This is a genomic window from Fluoribacter gormanii (genome assembly GCF_900156395.1).
GTDB lineage: Bacteria > Pseudomonadota > Gammaproteobacteria > Legionellales > Legionellaceae > Legionella > Legionella gormanii.
In genome coordinates, this window is record NZ_FTNL01000007.1 from 1 (window position 1) to 14014 (window position 14014).

The following is a 14014-nucleotide window of genomic DNA, read 5'->3' on the forward strand; positions in this document are numbered from 1 at the left end:
ATGACTGTATCCGAGATACACCGCAGGAGATCCCTCACCCTCGCTGCGCTCGGGTTCGGGATGACGTGGGGAGTTACTTTAATTTTAATTTTTGGAATTGGTTAGCAAATCTCTAAGATGATCTAATAATGCTAACAACAATTTGGTCGAAGCTGAGTATATGAAATACATTGTAAATCAGTGAGTTATTTCTGCTCTTTCTTACGTTTATTCGTTTTTTGTCGGGCACAAAGATAAATAAGATCAAAAAATAATTTCTTAATTCTTTCTTAAGGTTTGATCATTATACTTAACAATGAACTAATAGGGAGCCTGGATGCTATGCGCGTATTAATTATCGAAGACAGCGTTTTTAATGCATTTTGCTTATCTCGACTTTTGGAGTCAGTTATTACTTCAGTCTCAATAGATGTGGTAAGTAATAGCCAGGATGCTTTATCTTTTTTAGATACTCAGGCACCGGATTTGGTTATCATTGATGGTGAGTTAAATTTGATTGATGAGTTATCTACTCATGGTCCACAACTTGCAGCGGTTATACTGCAAAAATATCCTCATCTTCCTCTTATAGCATGGTCAGACTCTGAATTTATGCGCGGAGCATTTGCTAAGGTTTTTATTCAATATAATCGCTTGGTAAATGAGTATAATACCTGGACTAAAACTGTAAGTCCGGAATGTATTCAAAAAACTTGGGCTTATTATTTTGATGAGTCAGTCGGAACAAAACAGAAAACGTTTTCCCATGCATCTCATGCTAAAAGACAGGCTGCTATCATCTAGATTCACACATATATCTGTTCTGAGTTTGAGCAAAGGCCTGCAATACACGCTATAATTGTAATTAGATAATACTGTTTTTGTGACAGATAGATAATCTATTTTTTTAAGGAAATCGCAAATGATGGATTATGAGCGAACACAGGGCCCTTCAGATCACAAACCACAGAAAATACATAAAACAACAAGAATTGGTGAAAGAGAAACGGACGATGATCTTGGTTCCTTAAGCCAACAATTTAAAAAGATTAAAAAGCATCAAAGACAAAAGAATGCACAGGTAAAAGGGTGCATGCTTGACTTGGAGGTACAACCTATTAAGACAGAAGAAGCATTTTATGCAAAAAGTATTCTGCAAAATATTCTGGAAAGCATGATTGAGTATTCAATTGTGGCAACAGATTTGGATGGCAAAATAATTGTATGGAACGAAGGAGCTTACCGCAATTACGGGTTCCATGCTACTGAGATGGTAAACAAGAAGAATATTTTGGACCTTCATAAGCCTGAAGACATTGAGTCGGGAACTGCTCAAAAATTCATGCAAAAAACATTGCAGGAGGGAAAAGCCGAAGAGGAATTTGAACGTCTTCGCAAAGATGGGTCGACTTTTATTGCCTCGGTCACTTTAGCATTGCGCAGAGATAATGAGGGTAATCCTATCGGTTATGTTATGATCTCCAAAGACATTACTAAAGCAAAGCAAATTGAAAATCAACTGATTAAGACGAATGAAGAGTTAGAACAGTTTGCTTATATTGCATCACATGATTTAAAGGCTCCTTTGCGGGCAATTGAACGATTAGCCACCTGGATTGAAGAAGATAATTTCGATAAGTTAGATGATAAATCAAAGGAACATTTGGCATTATTACGCCAACGTACGTTGCGTCTGGCAAATTTAATTGATGGAATATTACAATATTCACGAGCTGGTCGTTTGGATTTAAATCTTGAGCTGGTGAATACCAAAGAAATTTTGAAGGAAATTATTGAAAATCTTAATCCAGATGGTCGATTTGAAGTACATTATCCGCAAAATATGCCAATTTTTAAAACCGCTAAGATTCCATTGATGCAGGTATTATCCAATTTGCTGGGTAATAGCATAAAGCATCACCATCGCAAAAATGGCACGATTAAAATTGAGATTGAAACATTAGGCGCCTTTTATTTATTTACGATTAAGGATGATGGTCCAGGAATTCCCTCCGAGTTTTTTGATAAAATCTTTGTTGTTTTTCAAACGCTTAAATCTAGGGATGAATTGGAATCCACTGGTGTTGGCCTGAGTATAGTGAAAAAAATTGTTGAGTCTCAGGGAGGGAGAGTTATGGTTCAATCACAGGTGGGGCATGGAACCACAATGTCATTTACGTGGCCTAAGCAGATCTGCGAACAAGATTTACACTCGTCATTAAACATCGATTAAAAATAGTATTAGGTACTATTCCGCTTTTTTGTTAGGAAATTCAAGTAGATTCCAATAATGATGTAATGATGTAATTACTTCCATAAAGTCTGAAATTTGGAATGGTTTTACAATATAACCAGCGGCATTCAAGTTATACGCATCTATCTTATCCTTTTCACTATTTGAGGTGGTAAGAATAAAAACTAGCAGTGATTTTAATTTTTTATTGGTTCGAAGATTTTTCATAAACTCAATGCCATTCATTTTAGGCATATTGATATCCAGAAGAATTATTTTGGGGGTGGGTTTTATTTTTTTTTCTCCATTTATGCCTAATAATTTGTTTAAGGCGTCTATCCCATTGGTAGCCACATGCAATGGATTATCAATATTATTTTTTTTAAAAGTTCTTTGCATATCTTTGATATCAATTTCATCGTCATCCACAAGCATAAAATTAATGGATTTATCTAATTGATACATAATTTTTCTTCCCTAACATTATGTAATATAGATTATAGGCAACAAAGTCAATTTTTCCACATAATGATCTTTTATTGGTACTATAATTAAGATATGAATCGATACAAATAGGATAAGTATTCTTAGAAACTATTTCCTGATAACCGTGATCTATGGGCCATTTAAAGCACAGAAAAGCGGTAGGAGAATGATTATGGAACCCCAAGGAAACACCGTTGATATTTTGTATATCGAGGATGATATTGTTGATGTTGAGGGAGTAAAACGAGTATTTAAAAAACTTAAAGATTCGTGTGCTATAGAAGTTGCCTCAAATGGTGAAGAGGCTTTAAATAAGCTATATGGGCGTCAAGGTCAAGAAAAAATTCATCCTAAAGTAATTCTTCTGGATATCAATGTACCTAAAGTGAATGGGATTGATTTACTGAAAATTATCCGTAAGGATCCTTCATTAGCTTTTACAGAAGTATTTATTTTGACAAATGCTTATACAAAAGAGGATAAGCTTGCAATCAAGGACTTAAATGTAAGAGGACAAATTATTAAACCTCTTGAATACGGTGATGCATTGAATATTTATTGGGCAACCCATCATGTCTAAATAAAGCGCCAATGCTTCATACCTCGCAACACCGCTGCCTCACCGGCACAATACCAAACCATTAGATAGCTGGTAAAGGTTTAATGAGCTGCATCCCAGTTAGCACCTGTACCAATAGAGACTACAAGCGGAACAGAAAGTTCCACCGTATGCTCCATCAATTCACGAATTATCGTTTTGCATGCTTCGATTTCACTGGCATTTACTTCGAAAACCAACTCGTCGTGTACTTGCATAATCATTTTTGCCGATGGATTTTTTTGCTCATTTTGCCATTTAGCTATGGATATCATCGCTTTTTTAATGATGTCTGCGGCGGTGCCTTGCATCGGCGCATTGATTGCTGTGCGCTCTGCTGCCTTTTGGCGTATCATGTTGCGTGCATTAATTTCAGGTAAATACAAACGCCTACCGAATAAGGTTTCTACATAACCCAAATGATGAGCCTGTTGCCGGGTGCGATTCATATATTCCAAAACTTTAGGATAACGTTGGAAATAGGTATCGATGTAATATTGTGCATCCTGACGTTCCACACCAATTTGTTTTGCCAGACCAAAAGCAGACATACCATAAATCAAACCAAAATTGACTGCTTTAGCACGACGGCGTTGCTCGCTGCTGACTTCATCCAAGGGCGTTTGAAAAATTTCGCTGGCTGTGGCCGCATGAATATCCCAACCGTGAGCAAATGCTTTTAACAGATTTTCATCTTGTGACAAATGGGCCATGATTCGTAATTCGATTTGCGAGTAATCTGCTGCAAGAATGAGGCTGTTTTCTGGTGCTATAAATGCAGTACGAATTAGCCGGCCTTCTTCACTTCGGATTGGTATATTTTGCAAATTGGGTTCACTGGAAGAGAGTCGGCCTGTGGCAGTGACTGCCTGGTTGTATGATGTATGTACTCGGTGCGTCTGCGGATTAATTTTTCTAGGTAGGGCATCAATATATGTAGAGACCAGTTTCGTTAGACTGCGGTATTCAAGAATTACCGCAGCCAGACGGTAATCATAAGCGAGCTCTTGTAATACAGACTCTGCTGTAGAGGGTTGTCCCGTTGGTGTTTTTGCAATCACTGGCAGTTTGTGTGAATCGAAGAGGATCTCTTGTAATTGTTTTGGTGAGTTCAGGTTGAAGGGTCTACCTGCCAATTGTAATGCTTCTTGCTCTAATGCATTAATGCGCTCTTTTAAGCGTTTTCCATGCTTCTCCAAAGTTACGGAGTCAATAAGTACTCCAAGTCGCTCCATATCAGCCAGCACTGTAACCAACGGCATTTCTATATCATTGAATACATTTTGCACCGATTCCGGGATCAAAGGGAACAGTTTATTGTGAAGTTGCAGCGTAATCTCTGCATCTTCTGCCGCATAAGCGGCTGCCTTATCCACTGGAATTTGATCAAAACGCAGCTGTTTTGCTCCTTTTCCAGCAACCTCTTCATAACTAATTGTTTTATGACCTAGATATTTTAAGGCCATTGAATCCATATCATGACGCCCGGAGCCACTATTGAGCACATAGGATTCCAGCATGGTGTCATAGCAGATCCCTTTGAGGCTGATGCCATGATTTTTTAATACCGCATAATCGTATTTGAGATTTTGGCCGATTTTTTTAATTTTGGGATTTTCTAAGATAGGCTTTAACGCGGTTAATACTTCTTCACGAATTAATTGTGTCGTCCCATCTGTATGTATAAATGGAATATATACGGCTTTTCCCTCTTCGATAGCTAGAGAAATTCCGACGATTTCTGCAAGCATAATCTCAATGCTGGTTGTTTCTGTATCTATGCAAAAGGTCTGGCATTGTTCCAGTTGATTGAGTAAATGATTGATTTGGTGGTTGGTTGTAATTAATTCAAAGGGAATGCTCGAAATACCTGTTTTGTTTGAGGGTGTATTTCCTTCTTCTCCTAAAAGATCTTTGAGCCAGTTTTTGAATTCAAAATATCGGGTTAACTCGATGAGTTGTTCTTTATTCATTGGTTTTGGCTTTAACTCACCCCAGCTTAGGGGCAAATTAACATCTGTTTTGATCGTCACCAATTTTTTGGATAATGGCAGTTGTGGTATGCCGGCACGCAAGTACTCACCAATTTTGCCACTAATTTCAGCTGCATGTTGGATGAGATTATCAAGCGTTTGATATTCTGTAAGCCATTTGACTGCTGTTTTAGGCCCACATTTCGTTATCCCGGGGATGTTATCTACACTGTCACCAACAAGTGTAAGATAATCGATTACTTGCTCAGGTGTTATCCCAAATTTTTCTTTGACTCCATCAATACCCATGATGGTATTACTCATGGTATTGATTAGTGTGATGTGCTCGTTGACAAGTTGAGCCATATCTTTATCGCCTGTCGAAATGACCACCGAAACTCCTTGTTCGGTCGCTTGCCTTGCCAACGTCCCTATTACATCATCTGCTTCAACGCCATCGATAATCAATATGGGAAGTCCCATCGCCTCCAATAGCTGGATCAAAGGCTCAAATTGCGAGCTTAACTCTTGGGGCATAGGTGGTCGATGTGCTTTATATTCTGGATACCATTCATCTCGGAATGTTTTCCCCTTGGCATCAAAGACTACTGCCAATTCTTCAGGTTGGTAGTCTTTAATGAGCTTTTTAATCATATTGGCTACCCCATAGATGGCACCTGTGGGTTGGCCTTTTGAATTAGTCAAAGGCGGTAGTGCGTGGAAGGCACGAAAGAAATAGGATGAGCCATCAATGAGAATCAAGGGGGATGTCATAGTTACTCTGCCTCTGCTTTGGCTAGTTGCTTCTTCAATGATTCAACTTGCTCCGAAAGTGCTTTAATGTTTTTGCGTATTAAAGGGATTCGATTAACACCTAGCTCATGTTGAATGGCAAGATCTTTGGGGCGAGCAGGATTTCCTAAATAAACATTCCCTTCTTTCAAATGTTTGTTCGGAGGCACTCCTGTGCGAGCACCCAATACCACACCGTCATCAATGCGTACATGGTCACTGACCCCAACATTAGCCGCAAAAATGACATGATTACCGGAAGTAGTACTTCCTGCTATGCCGGTAAAGCCGCATAAAATATTATGCTTACCTAATTTAACGGAATGAGCTACCTGGACCAGGTTATCAATTTTAGTCCCTTCACCAATAACAGTTGCCCCCATTGTGGCGCGATCTATAGCAGTATTTGCACCTATTTCTACATCATCTTCGATAATGACGCGCCCAATATGAGGAACTTTGAGGTGCTTTCCATCAACAAAGGTATAACCAAAACCGTCAGAACCAATAACAGTAGAGGCATGAATTGTTACTCGGGAGCCAATTTGACAGCTATCATACACCGTAACATGAGAATGAATGGTGGTATGAGCACCTAGGGTCACTTCACGACCAATATGAATATGACTTTTTAAAATACAGTGATCCCCAATAACACTACCTGCTTCAATCACTACATAAGGCCCTATAAATACCTCGTTCCCTAATTGCACCCCTTCGCCAATGACTGCAGTAGGATGAATGCCAGGAATGATTTTTTGTGGGGGATTGAAATGGTGCATCAGAGTAATAAAGGCTTTGAATGGATGCTTTACCTGTATTAATGGTTTTTGAGAGACAGTGATTTGTTCATTGACTAATATAGCAGCTGCTTGAGAGGCTTCTGCCAATTTTACATTTTCATTACTATCAGCAAACACTAAGCTCCCTGGTATAATTTCATCAATAGGAGATAACAAAGAGATTTTTATTGAGTCATCACCTATGACTACCCCTTGTATCTTATTTGCTATATCACGCAGTGAATAACTCATTTGTTGGCCTTTTTTTGTAAAATAGCTGATTATATACCCAAGAAACCTCCATTGCTATGTTTTAAACGACTTGATTGATTTGTTTGACGTCCTCTAAAACGCGCATCATGATTAACTGCTATTCATTTTTATAAATTTAGAAAAGTATGTGAAAACTTAACCCTGGCTACAATTATGGCACCAATAGTTGAGTGATTAGTTAGTATTTTCTTACGCTGAATAAAGCTTGATAGAACCGGTTAAAATGTAACGAGACGAAGTATAGAAAAGTAGGTCCAAATACTGTATAAAATTAGCCTGAATGCTCCGGATTTCATGGTTAAAAATCAAAAGGATAGGTATGTTGAAAAAAATAATAGCCTCAGGGTTTTGCGCGCTGTTTACCGTAAATGCGTTTGCAGTAGTGGATCCTTATGCCCCAGTTTTGCCCCAGGTTTGGTCATCGATTATTATTGTAAGTGGAGGACCTGCATGGTCTGATCCGGGAAAAGATCAATATCTTTACCCTTTTCCACCTCCACAAAACAACTTATATCGTGCTGATTCAAAATCCGATTGGTTAGGATCAGGTGAATTATTTTTTGGGCTACAGCATTTTATTGGTGCAAGCAATATGATTGCCCAATTCGGACTCGGTGTGGCTGCTGCGAGTGATGCGAGTCTTTCAGGAACAGTTTCTGTTGATGGTGTTCCCGATGTTTATACCTATAGCTATAAGGTGAGCCACGTGCGTGCAGAGTTTAAAGGAAAACTCATTGCTTGTGGTTTTCAAACCATCCAGCCCTATTTGAGTGGAAGTTTTGGGGTGGGTTGGAACCATGCTCATGATTGGCTTCCTACTACAATTGATCCAGTTCTCTATCCAACATACTGGTTTTCTACCGCCAGTACGGTTGCTTTTTCATATACAGTAGGTCTAGGGGTGCAAAAAATGTTAACTCCAAACTGGCAAGTAGGGGTGGGGGCAGAATTTGCAGACTGGGGTAAAAATTATTTGGGCGGTGATAGTGCTACGCTGGATAAGGGTCCAGGTATGCCCCATTTGTATACCACGGAATTATTGTTTAGTGTGGGTTATATGTTTTAGCTAAGGCACGAAGGTGAGAGCACTGGTAAGTGCTCGATGTGTAGCCCTGTTAGTCAGCATCTGCCTTTTGATCACATCAGCGCTTACGCCCCGCGACTTTTCCTCGGGGGCCAGCGCTTTGGGGCAGATTGTTATTTGATATATCTACGTAGTATCAAGGCGACGTTGGCGCCTCCAAAGGCAAAATGATTGGATAATACGATATCAATAGTCTTTTTACGTGCTTCATTAGGCACATAATCCAAGTCACAGTCAGGGTCTGGCGTTTCTAAGTTAATCGTAGGTAATAGTAAATCATGCTGTAGGCTTAGTGATGTGGAAATGACTTCCATTACCCCAGATGCTCCTATTGCATGGCCAATCATTGATTTTTGTGCAGTAACCGGGATCTCATAGGCTCTTTCACCAAATATTGATTTAATCGTTTGTGTTTCAATTTTGTCATTTAATGGTGTTCCGGTACCATGGGCTTTGAGGTATTGAACATCTCGTGGTGATAATTTTGCATCATCTAATGCCCCCTGAATCGCTCGTTGCTGTCCTTCTGAAGAAGGCGCGGTAATATGAAATGCATCACAGCTGGAACCAAAACCAATAATTTCTGCAAAAATATTGGCTCCTCTTGCTCGGGCATGATTTAATTCTTCAAGAATTAAAATTCCAGCACCTTCCGCCATCACCATTCCCTCACGATTCAGATCAAATGGACGGCAGGCTTTTGTTGGCGTTTCATTGTCGGTAGACATCACCTTTAATTTACACCAAGCGGACATCATCGATTCCCAAAGAGGTGCTTCTGTTCCGCCACAGACAGCAGTGGATAGTCTGCCACTGGCGATTTGTTGGTAAGCAGAGCCTATGGCATCAGCTGAGGAAACACATGCATTAGATATCGTTGAATTAGGTCCACCCAGCCCGAATGCGATGGCTATAAAATTAGCAATGGAGTTAGACATTCCTCGGATTACCGTCAGAGGTTGCATTTTTTTCCAATTGTCATTGAAAAACAATTTATAACTAGCCTCTGATTCGGGATACCCTCCCATGCCAGTTCCTATAAAAGTCCCGGCTTTTCTGAGTTCATGAGGAGTCAGCCCGGATTGTTCTATAGCGTTATGTGTACAATAGAGGGCGAATTGAGCGACTCGCGGATAACGTTTATTTTTGTTAAGCTCAGGAAGATGCTCCAGGGAAAAATCCGTAACTTCACCTGCTATTTGTGTTGGATACAAAGAGGGATCATAACTCTGAATCCGTTTTATTCCACATTGCCCTTGTTTTGCTGCTTCCCAGAATTTGCTTAAGCTTGTTCCTATGGAAGAGGTTATTTCCATGCCGGTTATAACAACCCTTTTCTTCATCAATGATCCCTTTTTTTTAATATGTGAAATGCTCTTTATGTATGCTGAACAACGATTTTGAGATAAATGGTTGTTCTTGCATTTTTAGCTCAATACTAAAGGCGAGGTTTAAATTCTGTCAAGCACTCTATATGAAGAGTTTCTATTTTAAGGAAAGGCGACCCCACACTGCCATTAAGTTCATGATTTTGTCATTCCCAGGTATGGGCTATTCTTGTAGTAACACCGCATCTCTCCTGAAATGGGCTTCCATCTTCGGGAAACGACTGTTTTTTCTGGAATGTCAGAGTTTCAGTTCCGCTTACTACTTAGATACAAAAAGTGTTCCTGGTAGTGAAGACAGCTCAATGTTTGCGTTTTGGTTTAATTAGTTTTTGCAAATCGTAGAGGTTAATTTCCCAGTAATCACATGAATTTTGAGTTAGAAAACCAAGGCGCGTATATAAATTAAGCGCTTTTTGATTGTGTGTTTCTACATCTAGATTGAGATCAGGTTTGCCTTCGCTTAAAGCATAATTAATGCAGTGGGAAATCAAGGCTGTCCCCAAACCTTTACCTTGGCGAACTGGCAAAACGGCGATATCAGAGAGTGTTGCGCCATGGTTTTCCCAGCGTATGTGCGCTTTTCCTACAAGATGATTATCTTCAAAGGCCAGTATTATTTGATAGGTTCTATCACTAAGTATGTGTTCAAAACGAGGAACTAATTCTGCTTGCGTTTTGAAGAAACATGCTTCATCTAAGACACAAAGCAATGGTATATCCTTTTCTGTAGCAGTACGGTAGGTTAGATTTTTTTTGTAATCCAGTAATGGGTTTAAGTCATGTCGCTCCATATAGTATTCACTATGCAGATACGAAAAACCAAGTTCAGGTAACCACGGGCTGTTTATATGAGCAGGGCTGGAAAAAATTAATTTTAAAAAACCTTGTTCTTGTACGAGAGGCAATATATTGTGCAGCAATTTTTTGGCAATACCTTTCCGACGATAATCCGGGTGAACAAGCAGTGAAACTTCGACTGCATCCTCGTAAAAGAAAAAAACACTTAGGAAGCCGACTAATTTTTTTTTGTCATAATTCAGCACGAGCGTAGGTAAATTTCTTTTTTGGATGAGCAAGTGGGTATATAAATTAGGCACACTACCGTCATTTTTTTTGCAGACGGTTTTTAATTGTTCCAGATCTTTGAGCTGATCTTTATTAAGTTGATTTGTTGTACTAAGCATAATTGATAATGAATTATTATTTGTTTTTTTAAAGAATAGCTTGTTTTGGATTAATTTGCTCTTATTTGAGTCTAATTTATTAAAAATGTAAATTTAAGACTGCAACGATAATTTCCAAAATGATTAAGACAATAATGATAATCTCCAAATTATGGCCATGTCGATTGTCTAAGTACCCATTAAACATATCAAAGATTTCATTTAAAGTATCCAGTCGATGATTGATCGCGTTGACCCGTCTTTGAATGTGTAAGTAACGTTCCAACATAGTAAAGTGTTCTTCCAAAGTTGGATGTTGCCAAAAATATTTGGGATGATAAAGAAAATTACTAATTAAATTCATTTCACTTTTAGCACCCAGGATTTCTCCGATAATTTGTTGTATTTGAGTACGGCTAATTTCCATTTCACCTGTATGCGACAGCGTTTGGATCATAGGATTGTATTTCTCAATTAGCGCATCAATAATTGTTTCAAAATATTGTAATTTGACTGATTGGGAAAAACCATAAGATAGACTGAGCTTGAGCTCATCACTCTCATCTTCTATAGTCAGGCAATCCACATCGAAAAAATCATGTGGTTCTATAGTGGTTTTGTCACTGAACTGATAATGAAATTCATCATGCACCAACAGGGTTACCGGTTTATCAACCAGCTGCTTGATGGTACTTAGATAATCATTAATTTGATAACGTTTGACTCCCCAGGAAACCACAGTGCCATTTTTAAAAATGAAAATTGTATGGTCTTTGTTGTGGTTCGCACTTAACTTGAGAACATCTCGAGTCTTCAACGAAGTAAAGTCAGTTGAAGCATTTTTAAAATGACTGTCGACACGTGTTAAATCAATTGATTTGGCAATACAAAAACTTAAGCATTCCATGATGGTAATAATCCGCGAATAAAAACTATTTTCTATGATGAAAATAGATACATATGCTGTATCTAATTAATCGATATTTAAGATCAGATACAGCATTTTACAAATATATAATAATTATCTCAACTTTAACTATTATACATCATTCTGTAGTTTCACGCGCTTGATAAGTTTTTTTTCGATCGGTTGCCCCACATAACCATTTCGGACAAACTTCTAAAATCTCGGCGATCCGGTTAAGTTGTTCGGCTGCAGGAAGTATGTGCCCAAAGATTAACGAGTTTGCTAAATGACGTGAAATACCAAATACTTTAGCCACGGCTTTGACTTTTTCAGTTAAATCCTCTGGAAAGTCCAATGAAGCCAACTCGCGATTGAAGCGTTGCGAAAATACTTTACTGTTCATTTTCTCACTCCATGAAAAAATAATATTCAGCATCATGCTGACCCATCCTAGATACCTGTCAATCCTTGAGTCAGGTAAAAGAGATTTATAACTCATTTTTTTTTAATAGCAAAGACTTTTTTATCGTGGAATCAATTAGTTATTATTTCCTCGCCATAATGACAACTAGTTGACCAATTACAGTTTGGAATCAGTAACAATTCTTAGTGAAAATGGAGGTTACATGTGGAGTGACGATGCGTTTAGGTTATCCGATGGAAATAGTAAAAGCTAACTCATCTTCTTGTTCCGCAAAAGTATCTTTAACTTCAATAAAAGGAACTCTAAAATCTGATAATGTATTTTTTGGAATCAGAGAAACTTCTTGAAAAAATCTGTTTTTTCTTTGGTATTCATCAGCAAGAGAAAACCCAAACACATTAAAAATACTAAAAATTGTTGCAAGAAAACTGTAAAAAGCCGATTTAACACGTACATCACTTGCAATGGCGGCTTGATGCTCAGAGCAAATAAATTGTAGTTTTTTTTCAAATTTTTCATGCTCTTGCACTTGTTTTACAGGTGATAATTTTAAATACTGTTTAACTGATGAGGTTAGTTGTTCTAGCGCACTTTCTAATTCTGTAACATAAGGATTATCAGTAACTTTTAATTGTTGTATTGTTGCACTTATCCTAGCTAATTTTTTTCGAGCGACTTTTTGGATATCAATTACATTTTCTTTCAAATACCAATTATAGGTGAGAGTGAGTACATTAAATGCGAGTGCTTTATGTTTTAGATCCGACATGGATAATTCACGGGAAAACGAATCCAGGACTTCTGCAAGGTAAGGATGCACTTTAATTCCACGGACCGCAGTGCGTACTATTTCATCGATAGATGTCATAAATTTATCGGGTTCAATGCTGTTGTTACTTTGCGTAGCATTATCATATATTGCAAAAGCCGCTGCAGTTAGTTTTTTTTTATTCTTCACATCAAACGGGTTTTGTAAATAATGCATTAATGCGGTTCTAAACTTTTTGCTTAATTCTTGAGACATTAATCAATGCACATCTAGTTTTAATTTGCGCAAGTGTAACAAATAATTTTTACTTGGTTAACAAAAAAGGCAAAAAGATTAAAAAAATATCGCCCCTAACCTAAGAGATAAAGCGATACATTTAATTCATTGATAGTTCATCCATTCTGGCCCCATCTATGGAGGCTGATTCCGATCAAAATGAGAATTAATTTATAAATTTTTACACTATTCGTATGAAATAGGGTATAATGGCGAACTGAAATTAATCAGAGCAGTTGTTTTATTATTAGACAATCTCTTGTTTTCTTGTTCTTTGCAGTGGTTTAAGGATAATAAAATCATTACAGAGAATATTTATTTCAAATTAGGAGTTAAAACAGAATGATGAAAGTAGCCTCGGTAATATTGGGTTTGGTTTTAACTGGTTATGCTTTTGCAGACAATCCTAAAGAAATAGCAACTCATAAAGTGACTCTAGCTGGTTTGCAACCTGGTGAAGGTCGTTTTATTCGTAGTGATGTATTTGAGAATGACACGTTTCAATCCGGTTCTTATTTTTGTGCTGGCGCTGATAGTGTCTTGTACGATATGCAGTATGTTTTTTCAAAAAGCCATGAGCCCTTTCACGCAGAACATTTAATTAAATTTTCAATATGCCAAGACGAAACGATGGCTCAATGCCAGGAGTTTGCTACAGATAAATATTTTACCTTTAGAAACCTCGATGGATATTTGCAAAATGACAGCACCAAATCAAGCGTGGATGTTTCTCCATTAAAAGTGGTTTATCAATCTTGCGAACCTAGCGCTGATATGGATGAATTGGTTAAAAAATCAATTTATGAAAATGATCGCCGTTTTTCACATGTAGGATAATGTTCCTTCTTTAGTTTCAAGTGTGTCCCGGGAATTTTCAATGGATTACG

The 14014-nt window shown here is 38.0% G+C and carries 13 protein-coding genes; 5 read left to right on the forward strand and 8 right to left on the reverse strand.

Annotation, left to right across the window (positions count from 1 at the left end; all coding sequences use genetic code 11):
- Nucleotides 1-321 precede the first annotated feature (321 nt).
- Both BW930_RS05865 and BW930_RS05870 read left to right on the forward strand, forming a co-directional pair.
- Nucleotides 322-783 (forward strand): response regulator, encoded by a 462-nt coding sequence (locus BW930_RS05865; protein WP_058467279.1) that lies wholly within the window; start codon nt 322-324, stop codon nt 781-783.
- A gap of 118 nt (nt 784-901) precedes the next feature.
- Nucleotides 902-2212, forward strand: coding sequence for a sensor histidine kinase (locus tag BW930_RS05870; RefSeq protein WP_238587834.1), 1311 nt, complete (start codon nt 902-904; stop codon nt 2210-2212).
- A 15-nt stretch (nt 2213-2227) separates the two neighbouring features.
- Here BW930_RS05870 and BW930_RS05875 read toward each other — a convergent pair whose 3' ends face one another.
- The gene (locus BW930_RS05875; RefSeq protein ID WP_058467280.1) at nt 2228-2677 is read right to left on the reverse strand and encodes a response regulator; all 450 of its coding nucleotides are present in this window, start codon (nt 2675-2677) and stop codon (nt 2228-2230) included.
- Nucleotides 2678-2870: 193 nt separating this feature from the next.
- On the opposite strand from BW930_RS05875, the gene BW930_RS05880 reads away from it, so the two are divergent.
- On the forward strand, nt 2871-3278 hold the full coding sequence (locus BW930_RS05880; RefSeq protein WP_058467281.1) for a response regulator: 408 nt from the start codon (nt 2871-2873) through the stop codon (nt 3276-3278).
- A gap of 80 nt (nt 3279-3358) precedes the next feature.
- Here the strand turns inward: BW930_RS05880 and polA are convergent, their stop codons facing one another.
- Together polA and lpxD are read right to left on the reverse strand one after the other, a co-directional pair.
- The gene (polA, locus tag BW930_RS05885) at nt 3359-6043 is read right to left on the reverse strand and encodes a DNA polymerase I (RefSeq protein ID WP_058467282.1); all 2685 of its coding nucleotides are present in this window, start codon (nt 6041-6043) and stop codon (nt 3359-3361) included.
- A gap of 2 nt (nt 6044-6045) precedes the next feature.
- A complete protein-coding gene (gene lpxD / locus BW930_RS05890; RefSeq protein ID WP_058467283.1) occupies nt 6046-7095 on the reverse strand; it encodes a UDP-3-O-(3-hydroxymyristoyl)glucosamine N-acyltransferase in 1050 nt (349 codons plus the stop codon).
- Nucleotides 7096-7435: 340 nt separating this feature from the next.
- On the opposite strand from lpxD, the gene BW930_RS05895 reads away from it, so the two are divergent.
- Nucleotides 7436-8182: an outer membrane protein gene (locus BW930_RS05895; RefSeq protein WP_058467284.1), complete on the forward strand. Its 747-nt coding sequence runs from the start codon at nt 7436-7438 to the stop codon at nt 8180-8182.
- Between the two features lie 131 nt (nt 8183-8313).
- On the opposite strand, the gene BW930_RS05900 is transcribed toward BW930_RS05895, so the two are convergent.
- The 5 genes from BW930_RS05900 to BW930_RS05920 all read right to left on the reverse strand — a co-directional run bounded on the left by BW930_RS05900 (nt 8314) and on the right by BW930_RS05920 (nt 13106).
- Nucleotides 8314-9543: a beta-ketoacyl-[acyl-carrier-protein] synthase family protein gene (locus BW930_RS05900; protein ID WP_058467285.1), complete on the reverse strand. Its 1230-nt coding sequence runs from the start codon at nt 9541-9543 to the stop codon at nt 8314-8316.
- Nucleotides 9544-9887: 344 nt separating this feature from the next.
- The gene (locus BW930_RS05905; RefSeq protein WP_058467286.1) at nt 9888-10772 is read right to left on the reverse strand and encodes a GNAT family N-acetyltransferase; all 885 of its coding nucleotides are present in this window, start codon (nt 10770-10772) and stop codon (nt 9888-9890) included.
- A gap of 79 nt (nt 10773-10851) precedes the next feature.
- Nucleotides 10852-11658 carry an RMD1 family protein gene (locus tag BW930_RS05910; protein WP_058467287.1) on the reverse strand — a complete coding sequence of 269 codons (807 nt, stop codon included), beginning with the start codon at nt 11656-11658 and terminating at the stop codon, nt 10852-10854.
- A 139-nt stretch (nt 11659-11797) separates the two neighbouring features.
- Entirely contained in the window at nt 11798-12061 is a 264-nt protein-coding gene (locus BW930_RS05915; RefSeq protein WP_058467398.1) for a hypothetical protein, read from the reverse strand.
- A gap of 247 nt (nt 12062-12308) precedes the next feature.
- Nucleotides 12309-13106, reverse strand: a complete 798-nt coding sequence (locus BW930_RS05920; RefSeq protein WP_058467288.1) for a hypothetical protein — start codon at nt 13104-13106, stop codon at nt 12309-12311.
- A gap of 363 nt (nt 13107-13469) precedes the next feature.
- Between BW930_RS05920 and BW930_RS05925 the strand changes: the two genes are divergently transcribed.
- Nucleotides 13470-13964 (forward strand): hypothetical protein, encoded by a 495-nt coding sequence (locus tag BW930_RS05925; protein WP_058467289.1) that lies wholly within the window; start codon nt 13470-13472, stop codon nt 13962-13964.
- Nucleotides 13965-14014 lie beyond the last annotated feature (50 nt).